Origin of the sequence: Marinobacter sp. R17 (assembly GCF_003789045.1) — a bacterium.
In the GTDB taxonomy this organism is placed as follows: Bacteria; Pseudomonadota; Gammaproteobacteria; order Pseudomonadales; family Oleiphilaceae; genus Marinobacter_A; species Marinobacter_A mangrovi.
Map to the genome: position 1 here is coordinate 52,880 of NZ_RHGZ01000026.1, position 19,632 is coordinate 72,511.

General features: G+C 63.3%; 18 protein-coding genes and 1 pseudogene. 11 read left to right on the forward strand and 8 right to left on the reverse strand.

Annotated features, from left to right (window positions below; all coding sequences use genetic code 11):
• Positions 1-48 precede the first annotated feature (48 nt).
• A pseudogene (gene dctP / locus EB809_RS16675) lies at positions 49-1,167 on the reverse strand (TRAP transporter substrate-binding protein DctP).
• Positions 1,168-1,615: 448 nt separating this feature from the next.
• Between dctP and EB809_RS16680 the strand changes: the two are divergent.
• Positions 1,616-2,578, forward strand: coding sequence for an HAD-IIA family hydrolase (locus EB809_RS16680; protein WP_123635972.1), 963 nt, complete (start codon positions 1,616-1,618; stop codon positions 2,576-2,578).
• Here the strand turns inward: EB809_RS16680 and mltF are convergent.
• The 3 genes from mltF to EB809_RS16695 form a co-directional block, all read right to left on the reverse strand.
• Complete coding sequence (gene mltF, locus EB809_RS16685; RefSeq protein ID WP_123635973.1) at positions 2,575-3,975, reverse strand: membrane-bound lytic murein transglycosylase MltF; 1,401 nt, start codon at positions 3,973-3,975, stop codon at positions 2,575-2,577. The genes EB809_RS16680 and mltF overlap by 4 nt on opposite strands.
• A gap of 106 nt (positions 3,976-4,081) precedes the next feature.
• The gene (locus EB809_RS16690; protein WP_223808008.1) at positions 4,082-6,322 is read right to left on the reverse strand and encodes a tetratricopeptide repeat protein; all 2,241 of its coding nucleotides are present in this window, start codon (positions 6,320-6,322) and stop codon (positions 4,082-4,084) included.
• A 200-nt stretch (positions 6,323-6,522) separates the two neighbouring features.
• Positions 6,523-7,374 carry a formate/nitrite transporter family protein gene (locus EB809_RS16695; protein ID WP_123635974.1) on the reverse strand — a complete coding sequence of 284 codons (852 nt, stop codon included), beginning with the start codon at positions 7,372-7,374 and terminating at the stop codon, positions 6,523-6,525.
• A 147-nt stretch (positions 7,375-7,521) separates the two neighbouring features.
• On the opposite strand from EB809_RS16695, the gene EB809_RS16700 reads away from it, so the two are divergent.
• On the forward strand, positions 7,522-8,589 hold the full coding sequence (locus EB809_RS16700) for a transporter substrate-binding domain-containing protein (RefSeq protein ID WP_123635975.1): 1,068 nt from the start codon (positions 7,522-7,524) through the stop codon (positions 8,587-8,589).
• A 44-nt stretch (positions 8,590-8,633) separates the two neighbouring features.
• The gene (locus EB809_RS16705) at positions 8,634-9,416 is read left to right on the forward strand and encodes a spermidine synthase (RefSeq protein WP_123635976.1); all 783 of its coding nucleotides are present in this window, start codon (positions 8,634-8,636) and stop codon (positions 9,414-9,416) included.
• A 15-nt stretch (positions 9,417-9,431) separates the two neighbouring features.
• Here the strand turns inward: EB809_RS16705 and EB809_RS16710 are convergent, their stop codons facing one another.
• From EB809_RS16710 to EB809_RS16720, 3 genes are read right to left on the reverse strand one after another with little or no spacing between them, the layout of a single operon-like run.
• Complete coding sequence (locus tag EB809_RS16710) at positions 9,432-10,013, reverse strand: GNAT family N-acetyltransferase (RefSeq protein WP_123635977.1); 582 nt, start codon at positions 10,011-10,013, stop codon at positions 9,432-9,434.
• 31 nt (positions 10,014-10,044) lie between these two features.
• Positions 10,045-10,527: a GNAT family N-acetyltransferase gene (locus EB809_RS16715; protein ID WP_123635978.1), complete on the reverse strand. Its 483-nt coding sequence runs from the start codon at positions 10,525-10,527 to the stop codon at positions 10,045-10,047.
• A 30-nt stretch (positions 10,528-10,557) separates the two neighbouring features.
• Positions 10,558-11,052 carry an arsinothricin resistance N-acetyltransferase ArsN1 family B gene (locus EB809_RS16720; RefSeq protein ID WP_123635979.1) on the reverse strand — a complete coding sequence of 165 codons (495 nt, stop codon included), beginning with the start codon at positions 11,050-11,052 and terminating at the stop codon, positions 10,558-10,560.
• 128 nt (positions 11,053-11,180) lie between these two features.
• Here EB809_RS16720 and EB809_RS16725 point away from each other — a divergent pair, with 128 nt between their 5' ends.
• The 7 genes from EB809_RS16725 to EB809_RS16755 all read left to right on the forward strand — a co-directional run bounded on the left by EB809_RS16725 (position 11,181) and on the right by EB809_RS16755 (position 18,025).
• On the forward strand, positions 11,181-11,540 hold the full coding sequence (locus tag EB809_RS16725; protein WP_123635980.1) for an ArsR/SmtB family transcription factor: 360 nt from the start codon (positions 11,181-11,183) through the stop codon (positions 11,538-11,540).
• The gene (gene arsC / locus EB809_RS16730) at positions 11,534-11,950 is read left to right on the forward strand and encodes an arsenate reductase (glutaredoxin) (protein ID WP_223808010.1); all 417 of its coding nucleotides are present in this window, start codon (positions 11,534-11,536) and stop codon (positions 11,948-11,950) included. The genes EB809_RS16725 and arsC overlap by 7 nt, the downstream gene beginning before the upstream one ends.
• Positions 11,947-12,663, forward strand: a complete 717-nt coding sequence (arsH, locus tag EB809_RS16735) for an arsenical resistance protein ArsH (RefSeq protein WP_123635982.1) — start codon at positions 11,947-11,949, stop codon at positions 12,661-12,663. The genes arsC and arsH overlap by 4 nt, the downstream gene beginning before the upstream one ends.
• Before the next feature lie 12 nt (positions 12,664-12,675).
• Positions 12,676-13,986, forward strand: a complete 1,311-nt coding sequence (locus EB809_RS16740) for an arsenic transporter (RefSeq protein ID WP_123635983.1) — start codon at positions 12,676-12,678, stop codon at positions 13,984-13,986.
• 100 nt (positions 13,987-14,086) lie between these two features.
• Complete coding sequence (locus tag EB809_RS16745) at positions 14,087-14,893, forward strand: DUF3750 domain-containing protein (protein WP_123635984.1); 807 nt, start codon at positions 14,087-14,089, stop codon at positions 14,891-14,893.
• A 286-nt stretch (positions 14,894-15,179) separates the two neighbouring features.
• A complete protein-coding gene (locus tag EB809_RS16750; RefSeq protein WP_123635985.1) occupies positions 15,180-17,216 on the forward strand; it encodes a putative bifunctional diguanylate cyclase/phosphodiesterase in 2,037 nt (678 codons plus the stop codon).
• A gap of 65 nt (positions 17,217-17,281) precedes the next feature.
• Positions 17,282-18,025, forward strand: a complete 744-nt coding sequence (locus tag EB809_RS16755) for a sulfite exporter TauE/SafE family protein (RefSeq protein ID WP_190294944.1) — start codon at positions 17,282-17,284, stop codon at positions 18,023-18,025.
• Between the two features lie 5 nt (positions 18,026-18,030).
• On the opposite strand, the gene EB809_RS20985 is transcribed toward EB809_RS16755, so the two are convergent.
• Positions 18,031-18,201 carry a hypothetical protein gene (locus tag EB809_RS20985; protein WP_190294945.1) on the reverse strand — a complete coding sequence of 57 codons (171 nt, stop codon included), beginning with the start codon at positions 18,199-18,201 and terminating at the stop codon, positions 18,031-18,033.
• Positions 18,202-18,452: 251 nt separating this feature from the next.
• On the opposite strand from EB809_RS20985, the gene EB809_RS16760 reads away from it, so the two are divergent.
• A complete protein-coding gene (locus EB809_RS16760; protein ID WP_123635987.1) occupies positions 18,453-19,424 on the forward strand; it encodes an ornithine cyclodeaminase family protein in 972 nt (323 codons plus the stop codon).
• The last annotated feature ends 208 nt before the right edge of the window (positions 19,425-19,632 follow it).

Genomic DNA, 19,632 nt, shown 5'->3' on the forward strand with positions numbered 1-19,632 from the left:
CCAAAGGGGAAGGCGCCGCCCTCCCCGATTCAACACCCCTGACGGGGTCTATTCCATCCCCTTGAGGTCGTCCGGGCTCAAATAGCCCATGATCTCGTTCTCCATGTACTTGACCTGAAGATCGAACACCTTGCGGGCATCGTCATCCTTGTTGGCCCAGCGGTACCAGATGGGAATGGCGGCCTTCCGGAATCGTTGCAGATCCTCCTGGCTCAGGCGGGACACCACGTTGCCATCCGCCTTGAACTTCTCCATGGCCTCGATGTTGCGCTTCTGGATGGTCAGGTAGTGCTTCTGGGAATAGATCCGCAACTCGTCCTCAACCAGTTGCTGGAGCTCCGGCGAGAGGCTGTTCCAGGCGCGCAGGTTGACGGTCAGGTCCATCAGGTCCACCGGCTGGTAGATGGACATGACGCCCGGAGGTCCGAACAGGATGTACTTGGTCACCTGGGAGAAACCCAGCTCGTAATTCACCGCCGGCCCCACATAATCCGCCGCGTCGATGGTGCCCTTCTCCAGGGCCGGGAAGATGTCCGAGCCCGGCAGGCTCACCGTGGACACCCCGAACTGCTGGAATACCTCGGCGACCATACCGCCGGGCACCCGGATCTTCATGCCCTTGAGATCGTCCAGGCTGCTGACCGGCTTCTTGGAGTGAATGATGTTGGCGTAATGCTGGATCGGGCCGACGTAGAACAGGCCGTACTTCTTGTAGATATCCCGGGTCATGTCCAGCATGCCCAGCGAATAGAACATGGTGTCCCACTGGTGCGGCTGGTCCGGACCACCGGGATAGGACGAGAGGAACACCGACGCCGGGATCTTGCCCGACCAATACAGCGTAAACGGGTTCATCCCCTGCAAGACGCCGTTGCGCACCGCCTCGAACAGGGCGTTGTTGTCTGCCGCCACGGCCTTGGCCGGGAAGCACTTGAAGATCAGCTCACCGCCGCTTTTCTTCTCCATGCTGTTGCACCACTCCTCGAACAGGGAGTAGCCCACCGTGCCCGCGTCTCAGACGGACTGGATCTTCCAGGTGGTGGCCGCCGCAACGGTGGTTGTCAGGAAAGATGCCCCCACGAACGTGGTGGCTATGGCGAGGGTTTTCAGAAAACCACGTCGATTACCCGCGGCCTTTCGGTCGATACCGCTGTCACGTGTGTTCATGATTCAGTCCCCAGCATTCATTGTTTTTGTCGGGCTCATCGCCCTTTTAAGAGGCACATCGGGACCGGAACGAGGGGCGTGCCCGTGGCCTACAAACTGTGAATGCCACTTCATCCCGGTCAGATTTGAATATCGTCACAGATTTTGAATTCGTCCAGATTTTGATCAATAAACGAAAGCTATTGCAGTTACTATCTTTTTGCTTCCTCATAATTTATTGATCGATAAAGCAATTCCAGGGTCCGGGGCCGCCTTATCCAATAGTCTAAGAAGGCGTTTCATGGCGACCTCTTCGAGCGGAAGGACCCGAACGTTCAGCACCCGGTTCCTGGCAAGACAGCGCGGTCGATACCGGCTAAAGTAAAGGGCATTGATTGCGGCAACGGACCGGTATGAAGACCGGTAACGGATTGACCGATCGCCCGCTCAGACAGGCTGTTCTGCTTCCATGACGTCATCAGACACCACCAACGCCATCCACGATCTCTTGCCCCCGACGCCCCGCTGGGCGTTCTCGGAATACGAGCGTGTTCGCCACCGCCTGCCCCGGGGACCCTCCCGGCCGGACGCTACGGTGCCGGAGGCCCAGCCGTCCCTCGGGCCGCTGGCGGATCGTTTCGACGCCTTCGTCTTTGACGCCTTCGGGGTGCTCAACACGGGCGATCGGGCGCTGACCCATGCCGTCACCCGGTTTGCCGAGCTGCAGCAGGCGGGCAAGCCGTGCCTGATCCTGTCCAACGCCGCTACAGCGTCAACGGCGCGCTTGCTGGAGAAGTACCGGCGGATGGGGTTTGGTGTCGGGGAAAGCCAGCTGATATCCAGTCGCTGGCTGCTGGAACAGGCCCTGGCCGACAATCCCCGGCAGGGATTGTGGGGCGTCATCGCACCACTGGAAGCCAACCCGCAGACGCTCGGCTTGAACTACCTCAGTATCCAGGGCGAACCCAACGCGAACCTGCGTGAGCGGATGGACCGCTGCGACGGTTTCATCTTCCTGAGTACCCGCGACTGGACCCGGAGTCACCAGGCCCTGCTGGAAGCCAGCCTGGCGTCCTATCCGCGACCGCTGGAAGTGGCCAACCCGGATCTGGTGGCCCCCCGTGACGACCGGCTGACCCTGGAGCCGGGCTTCTTCTCCCATCAACTGGCGGATCGCACGGGCATTACGCCGGTGTTCTATGGCAAGCCGTATTCGCCGGCGTTTCAGGCCGCCCTGGACCGGCTGGGCAACCCGGCGCCGGAACGGGTACTGATGGTGGGCGACACCCTGCACACCGATATCCTCGGCGGCCAGAGTGCCGGCATGGGGACACTACTGGTGACCGATTACGGCTCCCTCAACGGGCTGGATATCGGCGCCTGCATCACCCGCTCCGGCATTACGCCGGATGTCGTGGCGCCGCATATCTAACGAAACGCCGTATCAATGACGTCCCGATAGTTCCGTATCCTTGAAACGTAATTCACCGGCTCATAACCCCGAGCATAGCCATAGCGAAGCTGGGTGTAATACTCCTTGTCCGCCAGCAGCGGCAGCACTTCGCGCATGTCGGCCCAGGAATCCGGATTCTTCCCGAGCTTGCGAGCCAGGGTGCGCGCGTCCAGCAGGTGGCCACGACCGACGTTGTAACTGGCCAGGGCCAGGAAGGTGCGGTCCGGTTCCGGGATGGTTTCCGGCAGGCGGCGGTGACGATCGGCCAGGTAGCGGGCGCCGCCGTCCACGCTCTGTTCGGGATCAAGCCGGTCTTCCACACCCCAGGCTTTGGCGGTGTTCAGGGTCAGCATCATCAGCCCCCGCACGCCGGTCGGGCTCTTGGCGAGCGGATCCCAGTGAGACTCCTGATACGCCTGCGCGGCCAGCAGGTCGGCGGGCAGGCCGGTTTGCGCCTCGGCGTCGACAAACAGGTCCCGGTATTTGGGCAGGCGATCGTCAATGCGCCGCGTGAGCGCCCGCGAATCCACAAAGTCGAAATCGCCAATGTAGGCGTAGTAGCGATAATCGACCCCCGCCACCGCCAGCCGACCGTCGTCGCCGCTGAGCCACTGGCTGGTCTCCTTGGCCAGCTGTTTCTCGTCTTTCGGCAGATACCAGCCGAGGCCGTGCGTGTCCGTTAAATCCATGGCCACATCCAGGTGCGGCATAAACCGGCGATTCACCTGAACGATGTTGGAATCCGCTACGGTGCAGTCCAGCTCGCCCTGCTCCACCTGTGTCAGCAATCGCTCGGTGCTGCGCTCGGGATCTTCCTTGAACTGGATGTTGGGATTGTCGGCCGCCAGGCTCTGGAGCGTTTCCACATAGCTCGAATGAGCCGTCACCCGGATGGTCAGATCCCCAATGTCCGCCGGTTTCTTTGGCAGCGGACGCTGATTGCGGTTGCAGACCAGCTGTTCGGTAATTTGTGTATGGGTGCCGCCTCGCAGGAAATCGGCATCGCGCGAGGCCAGATGCGTGAGCCCCGCAGCGGCCAGATGCACATCGCCGGCCCGGAGCCGGTCCAGCACGGCGGCGGTGGACGGCAGGACCACCCAGTCCACAGTCCAGCCGTGCGACTTGGCAAAGGCCTCCGCCAGATCGTATTCGGGCCCGGTGGGCGTTTCCTGGCGATCCAGGTAATAGGTCGTGGAGCCGCTGCGGGTCGCTACCCGTAAAACACCGCTCTCCTGCGGTGGTTTCAGCGCGTCCGACTCAGCCGGTGCCGGGCTGGCGTCCGCCGCTTTGGCGTCGCTTTCCGCGGCGGGCTCGCTGCAAGCCGTAAGCAATCCTGACAAACACAGCGCGATCACGCAGGGAAACGTCGATCTCATGGTGGGATCTCCCCTTTTTCTGTTTTTCCTTTGCTTTATTCATAGACCGATACGGCACCGGCAGCCAGACAGATTCGATGCGCCGTGCGTCGTTCCCCGGAAGCCGTCAACGCAACTGGTTCTCGTACCAGTCCGCCTTGGCGTCGTTCCCCAGTTCCCGGTTGAAGCTGACCAGGGCTGAGAGGAATTGTCGGTTGCCCGGGAAACGGTGGTAGGCCGCTTCCAGCACATCCACCGCCTGCTGCGTCTCGCCCGTCGATTGCAGCGCCACGGCGTAAACGTAGATGTAACGGCTGGTGGCTGTGGGGGCCATGGCGGCCTTGCGCAGATGCTCCAGGGCCGCATCGTGGCGTTGCTGGCGGACCATCAGCAGACCCAGCGAGTGTTCGATGGGGGCCGGGTCGGCCACCTGATCCAACGCCTGCTCCAGGACTTGCTGGCCGTCGCCGTCGCGTCCCTGGCTTCTCAGGAAATCCGCAAAGTTCACATACGCCGGCGTATAGTCCGGCGCCAGCTCAATCGCCGTGCGGTAGTACTGAGTGGCCTCATCAAACTGTCCGGCTTGACCGCTCACATCACCGAGATTGACCAGCGACTCGGGCCGGTCGCCGTTGAAGCGCTGCGACGCGATGTACTCGTCCCGGGCCTGCTCATAGCGAACCTGGACTTCGGCCGGGTTGGCGGGAATGGTCGAGGGTGCCATGTTGCTGGCCGCCAGCGCGCGAATCACCCGGTGGGCGTCATACAGCTCCGGCAACCCGAACGCAGGCCGATATTGCTCGGGAATGCCATTCAACGCCTGTGACATTCCCAGGGCGATCAACGGGTCCTCGGAACGACTGGCCTGCTGCAGCACCGGCGCCGACTGGTTCGACAGGTAACCCGGCAGCAGGGTCAATGCGGTGGCCCGGGCGATTGCCGGCTGGGCCGAATCCAGGATCAGTTCAGACAACAGCTGTTCCGCCTGCGGCCCGCCATAGCGCCCCGCGTGAATGGCCCGCGCGAAGTGCCCGGCCGGCGGCTTGCCGTGCCGTTTTTCCAATTCGTTCGCGGCCCATTCGGCATCCCGGTCGGTGTGGCACCGGGTGCAGGCGTTAGGCACGCCGAGACTGACCGACAGGTCGGGGCGCGGTATGCGAAAACTGTGATCCCGCCGGTCGTCGACGCCCATGTAGGTCTTCTCGGGCATGTGGCAATTCACGCACTGCGCACCCTCGCTGCCGGCCGGATGCCCGTGATGGGCTTCGGTATCGTACTTTGTAGGCAGATGGCACTGGGCACACAGGGTGTTGCCCTGGGCTTTCAGTTTGAGGCTGTGGGGATTGTGACAGTCCGAGCAGGTCACTCCGGACTGGTACATTTTGCTCTGCACGAAAGAGCCGTAGACGTAAACTTCGCCGTCGATCTGGCCATCGGCGTGATACAGCCCCTCGTCCAACAGCGCCGGCATGAAGTGATTGAACAGGCCATCCCCGGGCCGGGCACCGTGGAACTGGGTGGCGCGACGGGAATGGCACTGGGCGCACACCTCCAGCTCCGGTTGCGCCTCCGGACCGGCCGTCCAGGGATAGGGATTCCCCGTTTCCGGGTTGGTGGTCCAGACCTTGGCCTCCGCCCGCGCCAGAGACAGCTTGAAGCCGTTGTGGGGCAGGCTCCAGTTCTCGGCCTGCATCGCCTCAACGTGATCTTTCCCGGGACCGTGGCAGGCCTCGCAGCCCACATCGATCTCGCTCCAGGTGGTGGCGTAGGTGCGCGAATCCAGATCGTAGTTTTTCTGCAGGTTGGTGGAGTGGCAGTCCGCGCACATGAAATTCCAGTTCTGGTCCCGCCCGGTCCAGTGCAGCCGGTCACCGGCCCGCACCGGCTCCTCGGGATACAGGTGATACCAGCGCTGGCCACCGTCGCTCTTTTTCCGGGTATCCCAGACAATCCCCAGAGCCTGCAGACGACCACCGGGCAACTCGATCAGGTACTGCTGCAGGGGATAGACGCCGAAGGTGTAGGCGATGGCAAAATCCGCCAGCTTGCCGTCCGGGCCGTCGGTGCGCACATAGAAGGTGTCGTCCTTGCGGAAGAACGTGGAGGTGGTGCCAAAGTAATCGAAGGTGGCGTCTTTGAAGTTGCCGAGGACGGTCGTCGGCGTCGCCGGCTGCATGGCGAGATCGTGATCGGAGCCGTACCAGTCCGCCTGTTCGGTGGCATGGCACCCGGCGCAAGCGGCCGCGCCAACGTAGCCCTGCCCTGCGTCCCGAGTCGGAGCGGTGCCGGCTTTGGATGAGGACGTATCAGCCCACGCATGCCCTGCCAGGAAAAGCACACCAAACAAAAGAGACCAGAATACGCGCAAGCCACACCGTCCCAGTTGAAGCTACCGATCACGCAGAGTCCTGCGCAGTGGCTGGCCTCCCTGCCTCTCACTCCCGGACCCGACGGCGCCACACGGGACCATGCGCCCCGACGCCATCAGGCATCCTGCCAGTCGTTTCTTCGAAGGCACGGCCCTTCTCTAGCATAGCCCAGCCTGCCGTCAGGGCACAGGCAGCCCGGTCAATCGTCCGAAGCTGCGGCGTCACCGTGAGTACTGTAGGCCACCTGCGCGTAGTTCACCGCCGCCACCATCATGATGCCGCCCACCATGTTGCCCAGCAGCGTCGGCGCGAAGAAGTTGGCGAAAAACGCCACGATGCCCTCCGAACCGGTAAACACCGCATACAGGGCTGCCACCGACCCGGCAATGATGTGGGGGAAATGCGCCAGACCGATCACGTAAGTCACCAGGATGATCACCCCGACCCGGGCGGATTCGGCAAATGGCATCAGCCACAGCATCAGGGCCACCAGCCAGCCGGCAAAGATCGCCCGGACAAACATGGTGCCGAACGGATGCCCGTATTCCCGCCCGGCCAGGGTTTTCAGGGCCGCATCAATCTTGGGATCGAGCACATCAAAGCCAGCCAACGCCATGGCAAAGATGGCCACCCCGACCATGTTGGCCAATAACACCACACCCCAGAGCGCGAGCGTTCCTCGCACCACCGGCCAGCGGCGTACCCGCAGCACTTCCAGCACCGGAGTGAGCGTGTTCTCGGTAAACAGTTGCTGGCGCCCGAGGATGACGAACAGGAAGCCAATCGAGTAGCCGAAGCTGCTGATGATCGGCGTCCAGCTCGCCTCCGGCGTGTAGCTGTGGAGCAGCGCCTGGGCCAGCAGTGAGAACCCCATGGACAGACCCGCCGCCAAACCGGACCAACCCAGCCCCGCGAGCGGCCGCTCCAGTTCGCTTTCCGCCTCGGCGCGAATGGCTTCATAAACCACCGCCGCACTGGGGGCCTCGCGGCGGCGGGCGTCCCGCTTCTCGTTGGAGTCGAGCTGGTTTTTGCCTTGATCAGACTGCGCCATGCCGTTGCGTCCTCTGCATCCTTCGACGAGGGTTCCCTACGAATCCCAACCTGCGTGGCTCTCCGGGCAATCCGGAGTCGGCCAGGACCGTATAGACTGTTGAGCGATACCTTAACGGACTATAAGCCAACAACAAGCGAGTCGCGCATGAGCATTTGGAAACCCCTGGCCGTACTGGCTGCCCTGCTGCTTTTCAGCATCCACACACACGCTCAGGACAAGCCCCTTAAAATCGGCATCACCGAAGTCCCGCCTTTCGTCATCAAGACGGACAAGGGCGAATGGCAGGGCATCAGTATCGACCTCTGGCGGCAGGTTGCCGAAGACCTGGGCCGGGACTATGAATTCGAACCCATGCCCTTCAAGCAGTTGCTGCCGGCGGTGGAAAACGGTGACATCGATGTGGCCGTGGGCGCCCTGACCATGACCGCCGACCGGGAAACCCGCTTCGACTTCAGTCACCCCTTCTTCCAGACCGGCCTGTCCATCGCGATTCCGCCGGTGCCCCAGCCCAGCCTGTTCAGCACCCTGAAGGCCCTGATGAGCTGGAAATTCCTGAGCGTCATCCTGGGACTCGCTGGCCTGCTGCTGGCGGTTGGTTTTGCCCTCTGGCTGGTGGAGCGCAAGCGCAATCCGGAACAGTTCGGCGGCAGCGCCAGCCAGGGCATTGGCTCCAGCTTCTGGTGGGCAGCCGTGACCATGACCACGGTCGGCTACGGCGACAAGGCGCCGGTCTCGCTCGCGGGCCGTCTGATTGCCCTGGTGTGGATGTTCGCCGGGTTGATCATGGTGGCCAGTTTCACGGCGGCCATTACCTCATCGCTGACGGTCAGCAACCTGCAGAACCAGATCCAGGGACCGAAGGATCTGCCGGGCAACAACATCGCCACCATCGCCAATACCGCCAGCGAGGAATACCTGCAGGATCATCGCATTCGCCACGAGCTGTATCCCAACCTGACCGCTGCGCTGCAATCCACCGTGAACGGCGAAACCGACGCCATCGTTTACGATCGCGCCCTGCTGCAGTATCGCAACCAGCAGGAAGGCCGGCCCCTGACCGTCCTGCCCGGTGTCTTCCAGCAGCAGCTCTACGCGTTGGCATTACCGGAAGGCAGTCCGCTGCGAGGCCCGGTGTCGGAGAAGATCCTGGAAGTGACGGAATCCCCCGGCTGGCAGACCATCGTCGACAACTATCTGGGCGCGCCCGACTGAGATCGGTAGGATGAGGGCTGGCCTTCGTCATAAAGAGTCCGGACATGAAGTTCAGCCTGAACGGCAGCGTGACCCATGAGACCTTCGACGCCCTCGGCGCGGTCCGCGTGCTGGATTACCGCAAGCACCGGGTGCTGACGTTCGACTCGGTCTTCGAACAGAGCAAGATCGCCCGTAAGAAGCCCTGGCTGCCGGTGCACGAATACAACCGGGCCATGTTGCTGCCACTGGTCTTCCACGAGCCTGCCCACGCGACCGTACTGGGCGTGGGCGGCGGCGTGATGATCAGTGCCCTGCACCACATGCTGCCGGCCTGCCGCATTCATGGCGTGGAACTGAGACGGGCGGTAGCCGAGGTGGCCCATGAGTTTTTTGCCATGCCGGACGACGAACGCGTGCGGATCACCATCTCCGACGCCCGCCCGGCCCTGCAGAAAATGGCGCCGGGCAGCACCGACCTGATCCTGGCGGATCTCTACAACGCCGATCGCATGAGCCCGGCCCAGGCGCATCGCCGTTTCGTCGACCAGTGCCACCAGGCCCTCAGCAACGAAGGCTGGCTGGCCCTGAATTTCCATCTGGCCCCGGCGCGGGACGGCACGCTCATGAGGCATCTCGCCCGGCTGTTCCCCGAGGTGTTCCTGTATCGGACCAAGACCAACAACTTCGTCATCTACGCCGGCAAACAGCCGGTCACGATACCGCCACCGAACGATCCGGGACTCGAAGCTCTGGAGAAGCAACTGCCCATTGGCTGGGCGGGGTTGGTCGAAAAGCTGATGCCGCAATCCCGGCAAACGGCCCGGGAGGAGGAAACCCCCGCCTGACGGAGGACGGCTCGCCTATCCCGGGAGCTTACTCAACAGGTTCATCCGCGCCGCCGGCCACTCGGTCGCAATGATCGAATACACAGCGGTATCTCGCAGTGAGCCGTCTCGCATGATCTGGTGGCTGCGCAAGATGCCGTCCAGTTTGGCACCGAGTCGTTCGATAGCGGCACGTGACGCCTGATTGAGGAAGTGGGTGCGGAATTCAACCGCCACTGCGTTGTGGTTGTCGAACAGGTTGCCCAGCAGAAGCAACTTGCACTCGGTATTCACCGGCGTGCGACGCACGGCGTTGGCGTACCAGGTGTAGCCGATCAGCGCACGGCGGTTGGGGGCGTCCACGCCGTAGTAGCGAGTGGTACCAACGATCCGGCCAGTGGCTTTGGCGCGGACGGCGTAGGCGATGTTGCCGGCCTCGGCACCCTCGATGGCCGCCCTGACGTAATCGGCCATGGCCTCCGGTGACGGCACGCTGGCGTACCAGAGCTTCCAGGCCTCGCCGTCACGCACGGCGGTTTGCAGATCCGCCGTGTGGGCTTCGGCCAGCGGTTCCAAAGCAACGTGTTCGCCTTCCAGCAATTCATTGGGCAGCCACATGGTTCCCTCCATTCTTTCGTGCATCCCTGTTTCAGCTTTCAGCCACATCCAGCAGCGCCTGCCCGGTCAGCCGGTAACCGATCCATTCGCTTTGCGGTTTGGCGCCCAGGGATTCGTAGAAGCGGATGGCCGGTTCGTTCCAGTCCAGCACGTTCCATTCGAAACGGCCGCAGTCCTTTGCCACGGCCACCTGCGCGAGGTGTTTGAGCAGGGCCTTGCCCGCGCCGCTGCCCCGGGCCGCCGGGGTGACGTAGAGGTCTTCCAGAAACAGGCCGTTCTTCGCCAGCCAGGTGGAGTAATTGTAGAAGTACACCGCGAAGCCAATGGCCTCGCCTTCGCGCTCGCAGATCAGGGCGTGGACGGTGGAGTCCGGACCGAAGATGGAGGACTCGACAGTTGCTTCGGTGGCCACCACCTCATGCTCGGCCTTCTCGTAGATCGCCAGTTCGCGGACGAAACGGAGAATCTGGGGGACGTCGGCCGGCGTGGCGGTGCGGATATTAAGTGCGGACATGCTTCTTCCTGATTCCTCGTCGTTGATTCGTTACGGGGCTTGCAGCGTGCCCTGCCAGTAGCCCACGTCCAGCCAACGGCCAAATTTGAAGCCGACTTCGCGCAGGTGGGCGACCTTGTCCATGCCCATCTTTTCGTGCAGGGCAACGCTGGCATCGTTGGGCAGTGCGATCAGGCCAATGACGGTGTGGATGCTCCGTTCGCGCAGGTCGGCAAACAGGGCCTTGTAGAGCCGGGAACCTTGCCCCCGGCGAACCTGGGCGTGATCCAGGTACACGGTCACTTCCACGGCATAGCGATACGCCGGCCGCGCGATCCATTGACCGGCGTAGGCGAAACCGGCGACCTGCCCCGCCGCTTCCAGGACCAGCCAGGGCAGACCGCGGTCCTGGCAGGCGCGGATACGGGCGGCCATGGTGTCAGCCGTTACCGGCACTTCCTCGAACGTGATGACCGTCTGTTCGATGTAATGGTTGTAGATATCGGCGATGCGTCCGGCATCCCCAACCGTGGCGTTCCTGATCATAAGGCTCTCCATTCCCTGGACGACCCGGCACCGGGCTGCTGCACTAAACAGCCAATCTATCAGCATCCAACGCGCAAATCACCGACAGTGGATTGTGCCGCCAGCAACATGTCGATAAACTTCGACATATGGACACAAATAACGCTATCGACATCTTCGCCGCCCTGGCCCAGGCCACCCGACAGGAGGCCTTCCGCCTGCTGGTCGCCCACGAACCGGAAGGCTTGCCGGCCGGCGAGATTGCCCGGTTACTCGCCGTGCCCCACAACACCATGTCATCGCATCTGGCCGTACTGGCGCGGGCGGGGCTGGTGCGTTCGGAGCGCCAGAGCCGGTCGATCATCTACCGGGCCGACCTGGAGGCTATCCGCGAAACGGTGCAGTTCCTGGTGCAGGACTGTTGCGGCGGGCGCCCTGACGTCTGCCAGCCCCTACTCGATAGTCTGCAACCGTGCTGCACACCGCCTGCCACTGGAGAATCATCATGACCGTCACCCTCTACCACAACCCGGACTGCGGCACCTCCCGCAATACCCTGGCCATGATCCGCGCTTCCGGCGAGGAGCTGCAGGTGATCGAGTACCTGAAAACCCCACCAACCAGGGAAGCACTGCTTGAGCTGCTACAGGCGATGGCGATGCCGCCCCGGGAACTGCTGCGGCGAAAAGGCACCCCCTACGACGAGCTGGGGCTGGACGACCCGGCGCTGAGCGACGAGCAGTTGATCGACGCCATGATGGCTCACCCCATCCTGATCAACCGCCCGATTGTCGTGACCGGCAAGGGCACGAAGCTGTGCCGGCCCTCCGAAGCGGTACTCCCCCTGCTCGACAACCCGGTGTCGACGTTCACCAAGGAAGACGGCGACGTGGTTCACTTTGACGGGAGCGCGTCATGAGTCTGGCGGACCTGCCCAATGTCGACCCGGAGCAGCTGCATCCCATCGACGACGCCAGTCTGGCCGGCCCGGACGCGCCACGCCATGCGCCGCGCATCCTCGTCCTCTACGGCTCCCTGCGTGAACGCTCCTACTCGCGCCTGTTGGCGGAGGAAGCGGCACGCCTGCTGCGCTGGTTCGGCTGCGAAGTGCGCACCTTCAACCCGCAGGGCCTGCCACTGCCGGATGGCGCCGACGCCGATCACCCCAAGGTGGCCGAGCTGAGGGAGTTGGCCAGCTGGTCTGAAGGCATGGTCTGGGTGAGCCCGGAGCGCCACGGCGCCATGACGGCGGTGATGAAAGCCCAGATCGACTGGATACCGCTGGCCCTCGGTGGTGTCCGCCCCACCCAGGGCAAAACCCTCGCGGTGATGCAGGTCTGTGGCGGCAGCCAGAGTTTCAACGCGGTCAACCAGCTGCGGGTGCTGGGCCGGTGGATGCGGATGCTGACCATCCCCAACCAATCGTCGGTGCCCAAGGCGTTTGCCGAATTCGACGACGCCGGGCGCATGAAACCGTCCCCTTACTACGGGCGGGTGGTCGACGTGTGCGAGGAACTGGTGAAGTTTACCTGGCTGACCCGGGGCCACGGCGCCTACCTGACCGACCGCTACTCGGAGCGGGTGGAAAGCGCCGAGCAAGTGTCCCAACGCGTCAATCAACGTTCGCTCTAAGGATTCAATACGATGCTGGCTTTGTTGATATTTATCGCGACGCTGGTTCTGGTGATCTGGCAACCCCGCGGTCTGGGGATCGGCTGGAGTGCCTTCGGTGGTGCGGCCGTGGCCCTGGCGACCGGGGTGGTCCACTGGCCCGATGTGGCCGTGGTCTGGGACATCGTCTGGGACGCCACCTTCACTTTTGTGGCGCTGATCATCATCTCGCTGATCCTCGACGAAGCCGGCTTTTTCTCCTGGGCCGCGCTGCATGTGGCTCGCTGGGGCGGCGGACGCGGGCACGTGCTGTTCCCGCTGATCATCCTGCTGGGCGCATTTATCGCGGCTTTCTTTGCCAACGATGGCGCGGCGCTGTTGCTGACGCCGATCGTGGTGGGCATCCTGCTGCGGCTGGAATTCAGCGCGACCGCCGCCCTGGCCTTCATCATCGCCACCGGTTTCGTGGCCGATACGACGAGCCTGCCCCTGATCATTTCCAACCTGGTCAATATCGTGACCGCCAACTACTTCGATGTGTCGTTCGAGCGCTACGCGCTGGTGATGGTGCCGGTGAACCTGGCGTCGCTGGCAGCCACGCTGGCCGTGCTCTGGCTCTATTTCGGGCGGCGCATCCCGGCTCGCTACGACACCGACACCCTTGCCGAGCCGGCTTCGGCCATCCGTGACCGGCAGGTGTTCCACGCGGCATTTCCTTTGCTAATCCTGCTGATGCTCGCCTACTTCGTGACCGCTCCGCTGGGCGTGCCTATTGCACTGGTCACGGGTCTGGCGGCCCTGGCCCTGATGGCCATCGCGGGGCGCTGGTATGTGGCCAAGCGGGGGCGGGTGATTTCCCTGAAGCGGGTGCTGCGTCACGCACCCTGGCAGATCGTGCTGTTCTCGGTGGGAATGTATCTGGTGGTCTACGGCCTGGGCAATGCCGGGCTGACACACCAAGCCGCGCAGGCCATCACCTGGCTGGGAGAACAGGGCCCTGTGATCGCCACCGTGGGCACCGGATTCCTGACGGCGGCGCTGGCGTCGGTCATGAACAACCTGCCGTCGACGCTGGTCGGCGCCCTGGCCATCGAGCAGGCCCACGTATCACCGTTGATCCGTGAACTGATGGTCTACGCCAACGTGATCGGCAACGACCTGGGCCCGAAGTTCACGCCGATCGGCAGCCTCGCCACCCTCCTGTGGCTGCACGTTTTGGCCCGCACCGGCCACCGCATCAGTTGGGGGCAATACATGAAAGTGGGACTGATCATCACGCCGCCGGTACTGCTGGTGACGCTGCTGGCGCTGGCGTTCTGGCTGCCGGTGGTTAGCGGGCACTGAGTGCCAGGCGATGGCCGGACTGGTCGAACTGTGCCATGGGCGCGTAAATTGGAACAGTTCTCGCTTGATCTGAGTCTTCCATGTGCCAACGGATCACCCCATGCATCAGACCGTAAAACACAGTGCCCGCTGGAGCCTCCGCCTCATCGTCATGCTGACGGCCCTGCTCGCTGGCCCTTTATTCATGGCCGCCTGCAGCGGGCTGAATGCCTCGCAGGACTGGCACACGGCGGACCGCTCCAGCAGTGGGCAAGCGCCCGCCCCGGAACAGGCGCCCGAAGCCATCGTGCAGGTCTATGCGGCGCGGGCGTTCAGTTGGCGCGGCTACTTTGCGGTGCATACCTGGATTGCCACCAAGGCCGCCCACGCCGACACCTACGAGGTGCACGAGGTCACCGGCTGGCGCCAGGACAAGGTGCGCTCCGGCCCGGGCCTGCCCGACCGGGCCTGGTACGGTAACGAGCCGACCCTGTTGGCCGACATCCGGGGCCCACAGGCCGGCGAGCTGATTCCAGCCATCAAGAAAGCCGTCGCCAGCTACCCCTACCGCTACGAGTACGACGCCTGGCCCGGACCCAACAGCAACACGTTTACCGCCTGGGTGATTCGTCATGTGCCCGGCCTGGACGTGGCCCTGCCCAACATCGCCATCGGCAAGGACTACCTGGAAGCGCCGTTTGTCGCCCAGACACCGTCGGATTCCGGGTTCCAGGTCTCGGCGTTCGGCTACGCCGGTCTGCTGGCCAGCGTTCATGAGGGCCTGGAAATCAATCTGCTGGGGTTGTCTTTCGGGATTGACCCGCTGGCGTTGGGCATCAAGCTGCCCGGTATCGGTCAGATTGGCCTGCTGGATCCCTGGCAACCGCCCCAAGAGTCAGACGACGAAGCTGCCAGCATGGCGCAATGAGTCATATAACCGTTCAATTGGGCCGATTATCGTGCCCGTCCCTGCGCAATGTTGCGGGAGGGTCTAAAATAGGGAGGTGAACCTCCGAGTCCGTTCATAGAGCCATTCAACGCTCTGGTTCGGCTCGTAAAATTGATGAAGGCATTTAACTGATCGAGAGCTGATCGGCCATTGCTGGATGCAATGTGGTGCGCGGCGCCAGATCATCCGACTCATGGGTGACCTGTGCGGCGCCAGGGAATGACATGATCCCGATTGCGGATCCTGTGAGAGGCATGATGGCACCATGAGACTGTCTGAACTCGGAGACCTCTATTCCACCCTGCTCGAAGCCGCCGTCGACGGTATCATTACCATTGACGAGGCGGGCATTATTACCGGCTTCAATAGCGCGGCGGAGCGCCTGTTCGGCTACCGTCGGGACGAAGTGATCGGCCAGAACGTGAAGTGTCTGATGCCCGAGTACGTGGCCCGGCACCACGACGGCTACCTCCAGAATTACCTGCAGGGTTGCCCGGCCCGGATCATCGGCGTCGGCCGCGAGGTCGAAGGCCGGCACAAGGACGGCTCGACCTTCCCGCTGCACCTGTCCGTGGGCGAAGCCCTCCACGAAGGTCACCGCAATTTCATCGGCATCTGCCACGACCTGACCAGCTACAACGCGGTCTTGCGCCAGCTGGGCGAGGCGGAAGAGCGCTATCGGGACATCGTCGAGAGCCAGAAGCAGTTGATCTGCCGGCTGGACAGCAAGCTGCGCATCACCTTCGCCAATGCCTCCTTTTCCCAGGTGGTGGGTGTCCAGCACGACGCGTTGATGGGTATTCCGTTGACGTCGATCGCCGACGATGCGGAGCACCAGTTGCCGTATCTGCTGGCGCAAATGTTCCGCTCCAGTGACGACCTGGGTGAGGTCAACATCAAGGTCACGATGAAGGCGCGGGACAGCGGCGCCCTGGTCGATTGGTCGTTCAAACGTGTGGAATCCGGCAACAGCGAGCCGCCGGAACTCCAGGGCTTTGGCATCGACATTTCCCAGCAGGAGGCTGCTGTCGAGCAGGCCCTGTACCTGCGGAGTCACGATCCGGTGACCGGCTTCCTGAACAAACAGGCTTACAGCGATGCCCTTGCCGCCTGGATTCAGCCGGGGCGGCGCTACGCGTTGCTGCACATTGACTGCAGCCAGTTTGAACGCATCACCCAGCAGTACGGGTTTGAGTCCGGCGACCTGATCATGGCCGAGGCCGCCCGTCGTCTCCGGTTGGGACTGGACCGGGCCAACCTGTGTGGCCGCGTGACCAGCGACGATTTCGTGGTGATGGCACCGGTGATCGACCAGGATGAGGCCCAATCGCTCGCCAACCAGGTGGTTCTGACGCTGGAAGCGGCGTACACCATCCATGGCGAGCAGGTTCGGCTGGACACCACCTGCGGTATCGCCCTCTATCCACACGATACCCGGGCCCTGGACACCCTGTTGCTGATGGCGTCGTCGGCGGCGAAGGATGCCCGGGACCATGGCCTGGCCTACAGCTACTTCAACCCCGAATACCACGAGGACCTGCGCCGCCAGATGGATATCGAGCAGGGACTCAAGGAGGCCATCGACACCCGCGCCATTGACGTCCACTTGCAGCCCAAGTTCGATCTGGCCACCGGCCGGATCCACGGTTACGAAGCATTGGTGCGCTGGACGCACCCGCGGCAGGGAGCGATCTCGCCGGCCCTGTTCGTCCCGATTGCCGAGCGCTCGGCGCTGGGTCAGAAACTGGACCGCTACGTGCTGACCCGGGTGGCGGAGCTGATTGCCGAATCCATTCGTCAGGGCAAACCGGAGCCGGTGATTGCCGTCAACATCACCGCCAAGCACTTTTCCGACACAGCGCTGTCCGATTTCATCCGGGACCTGCTCCAGACCTACCAGATTCCGGCCCGGTCGTTGCAGCTGGAAATCACCGAAGGCATCGTCATGGAAATGCGCCGGACCACCACCGCCATCATGGACGACCTGCGCCAGATGGGCATTGAGGTCAGCATTGACGATTTCGGGACCGGCTACTCTTCCCTGAGCTACCTGCAGCACCTGATGGTGGACGAACTCAAGATCGACAAGATCTTCATCGATGACCTGGAGAGCGAGCGGGGCGCCACGCTGGTGCGCGCGGTGATTGCCATTGCCAAGGCTCACGATCTGCGGGTCACCGCCGAAGGTATCGAGACGGGCGAGCAGGCCCGGATTCTCGCCGCCATGAAATGCGATCTGGGCCAGGGCTACTTCTTCGCCCGCCCGGCGCCCAGCGACGAGGTGCTGGGTCTAAATCACTGAAATTGGACAAGCACTGGCCGCTGTCGCAGGATAACGGGCTTGCGTTCACAGCCCGAGACTCCTGCATGGCACCGCCCTTCGACACGCCGCTATTCTGGATCCTCGCCGTCATCGGCGTCATTCTGACCGGGATTTCCAAATCCGGCTTTGCCGGCGGTGCCGGCGTGTTGGCCGTGCCACTGATGGCCCTCACCATTCCTTTGCCCGCGGCCACCGTGATCATGTTGCCGGTGCTGCTGTTCATGGATGTGCGCGCCATTCACCTGTACTGGCGGCATGCGTCAAAGGCCGACCTGATCCGGCTGGCGCCGGCGGTGATCGTGGGCATCGCAATCGGCGGCGTGGTGATGGGCGAGTTATCCACCGACCGGCTGGAGCTGATCACCGGGGCGGTGTCTATCCTCTTCGCCAGCTGGCAGAACCTGGCCGGCTGGCTGCGGCGGTTCCAGAGCGCTGGCTGGTTCTGGGGGGCGATCTCGGGCCTGACCAGCACGCTGATCCACGCCGGCGGGCCGCCGATCAGCGTCTACTTCCTGGGACGCCAGCTCGACAAGATGCCGTGGCTGGGGACGGCCGCGGTCCTGTTCGGCATGATGAACCTGACCAAGGTCGTCCCCTACCAGCTCAACGGTTTCTGGGAAGAACGGCTGCTCTGGGTGTCTTTGTGCCTGCTGCCCGCCGCGCTGATCGGCATCCAGCTCGGCTACGTGATCCAGAAGCGCTTCGACGGCGCCACCTTCATCCGCATCTGCCGGGGGTTACTGCTCGTGTCCGGCGGCCTGCTGGTGGGCAAGGGCCTGATGGGCTGAACGCCTCATTCCATCCAGAACGGCTTGTGCGCTTCCCGGTTGAGACTGCCCGGCGCCATGCCCAGATCCCGCTCAATCACCGAGACGTCACTCCAGAGCATGTGTTGACGCATGGCACGCCGAGACGCCGCCCGGCGCTGCCAGAGTTTGAGCGTGTGTGCGATTTGAGTTGCCATGATCATTGCCCCCTCGGGTTGAACGTGATTCCAGGCCACACCCGCGGTCCTCATGGGCGGGTGTGTGCCGACGGGTTCATGATCGGAAATTGAGCAATTTTTCGGCAGATACAGGTGAGGGAATAGAAAGCGGAACAGTTGCCCCTGAAACGGGAACTGTGACCGGTACAGTTGACATTAACCTGACGTCGGCCGGACGGGCGACTATCTTTGCTGTTGGTTTCACTCACTTTTCCGGCGGAGCCCGCCTCATGGACATACTCACCAAAGACGACGTTGCCCGGGCCCTGCCCTGGACCGAACTGGTGGATCGGCTCGACCGGGCCTTCACCGGGGGCATCGAAACGCCGCCTCGCCATCACCACGCGGTCCATCGCGCGGACGGCGAGGCCACCATGCTGCTGATGCCCGCCTGGGAGGATGCCGACCAGTCACCGGGCTATCTCGGGGTGAAGATGGTGAACGTCTTTCCCCAGAACGCCGACAAGGGCTTGCCCGCTATCAGCGGGGTCTACCTGTTGAGCGACGGCGCCACCGGCCAGCCCCTGGCCTGCATCGACGGCAGCGAGCTGACCCGGCGCCGCACCGCAGCGGCCTCAGCCCTCGCCGCGCGCTACCTCGCCCGGAAAAACGCTGAAACACTGGTTGTGGTCGGTACCGGCAAGCTGGCGCCCATGCTGATCGAGGCCCATGCGGCCGTCCGGCCCATCCGCAACGTGGTGGTCTATGGCCGAAATCTGGACAAGGCTCGCGCCCTGGCGGCGGACTACGTCGGCTACTCCGGTGGGCAGGTGCCGTTAGCGTCGGTCAAAGCCACGGAAGATCTCGCCAGCGCGGTAGCCGGTGCGGATATCGTCAGTGCGGCGACCCTGTCCACACAGCCGATCATCCGGGGCGAATGGTTACGGCCGGGCACCCATGTGGACCTGGTGGGCGCATTCCGCCCCGACATGCGGGAGACGGATAGCGCCTGCGTCGAGAAAGCTGAGGTGTTTGTGGATTCCCACGCCGGTGCCAGAGGCGAAGCCGGCGACCTGCATCATGCGGCCAACGAAGGGCGCTTCGATATGGGCGCCATCAAAGCCGAGTTGTCTGAACTGGCGAATGGCGCGCATCCCGGCCGCACCCGGGATGACGCCATTTCGCTGTTCAAGTCCGTCGGTGTGTCGCTGGAGGACCTGGCGGCGGCGATCCTGGTGTGGGAGAACCACGCCAGCCGCTAAGCCTGTCCACTCCTGGTCCCTGCATGGGTCGACACTTGGTTCTATTGAACTGCCCGTGGCTGGAATTCGGAGCGTCGTATCCATCGGGATAGGGGGGAGCCTTCTGGCTCCGCCCCTCCCACACCACCCGGCAAGCGGGTCCGCACCGGGCGGTTCGAGAAGTTGAGGTTTACGAGAGACGCGGCACGCCTAACCGGTCGAAGTGGGC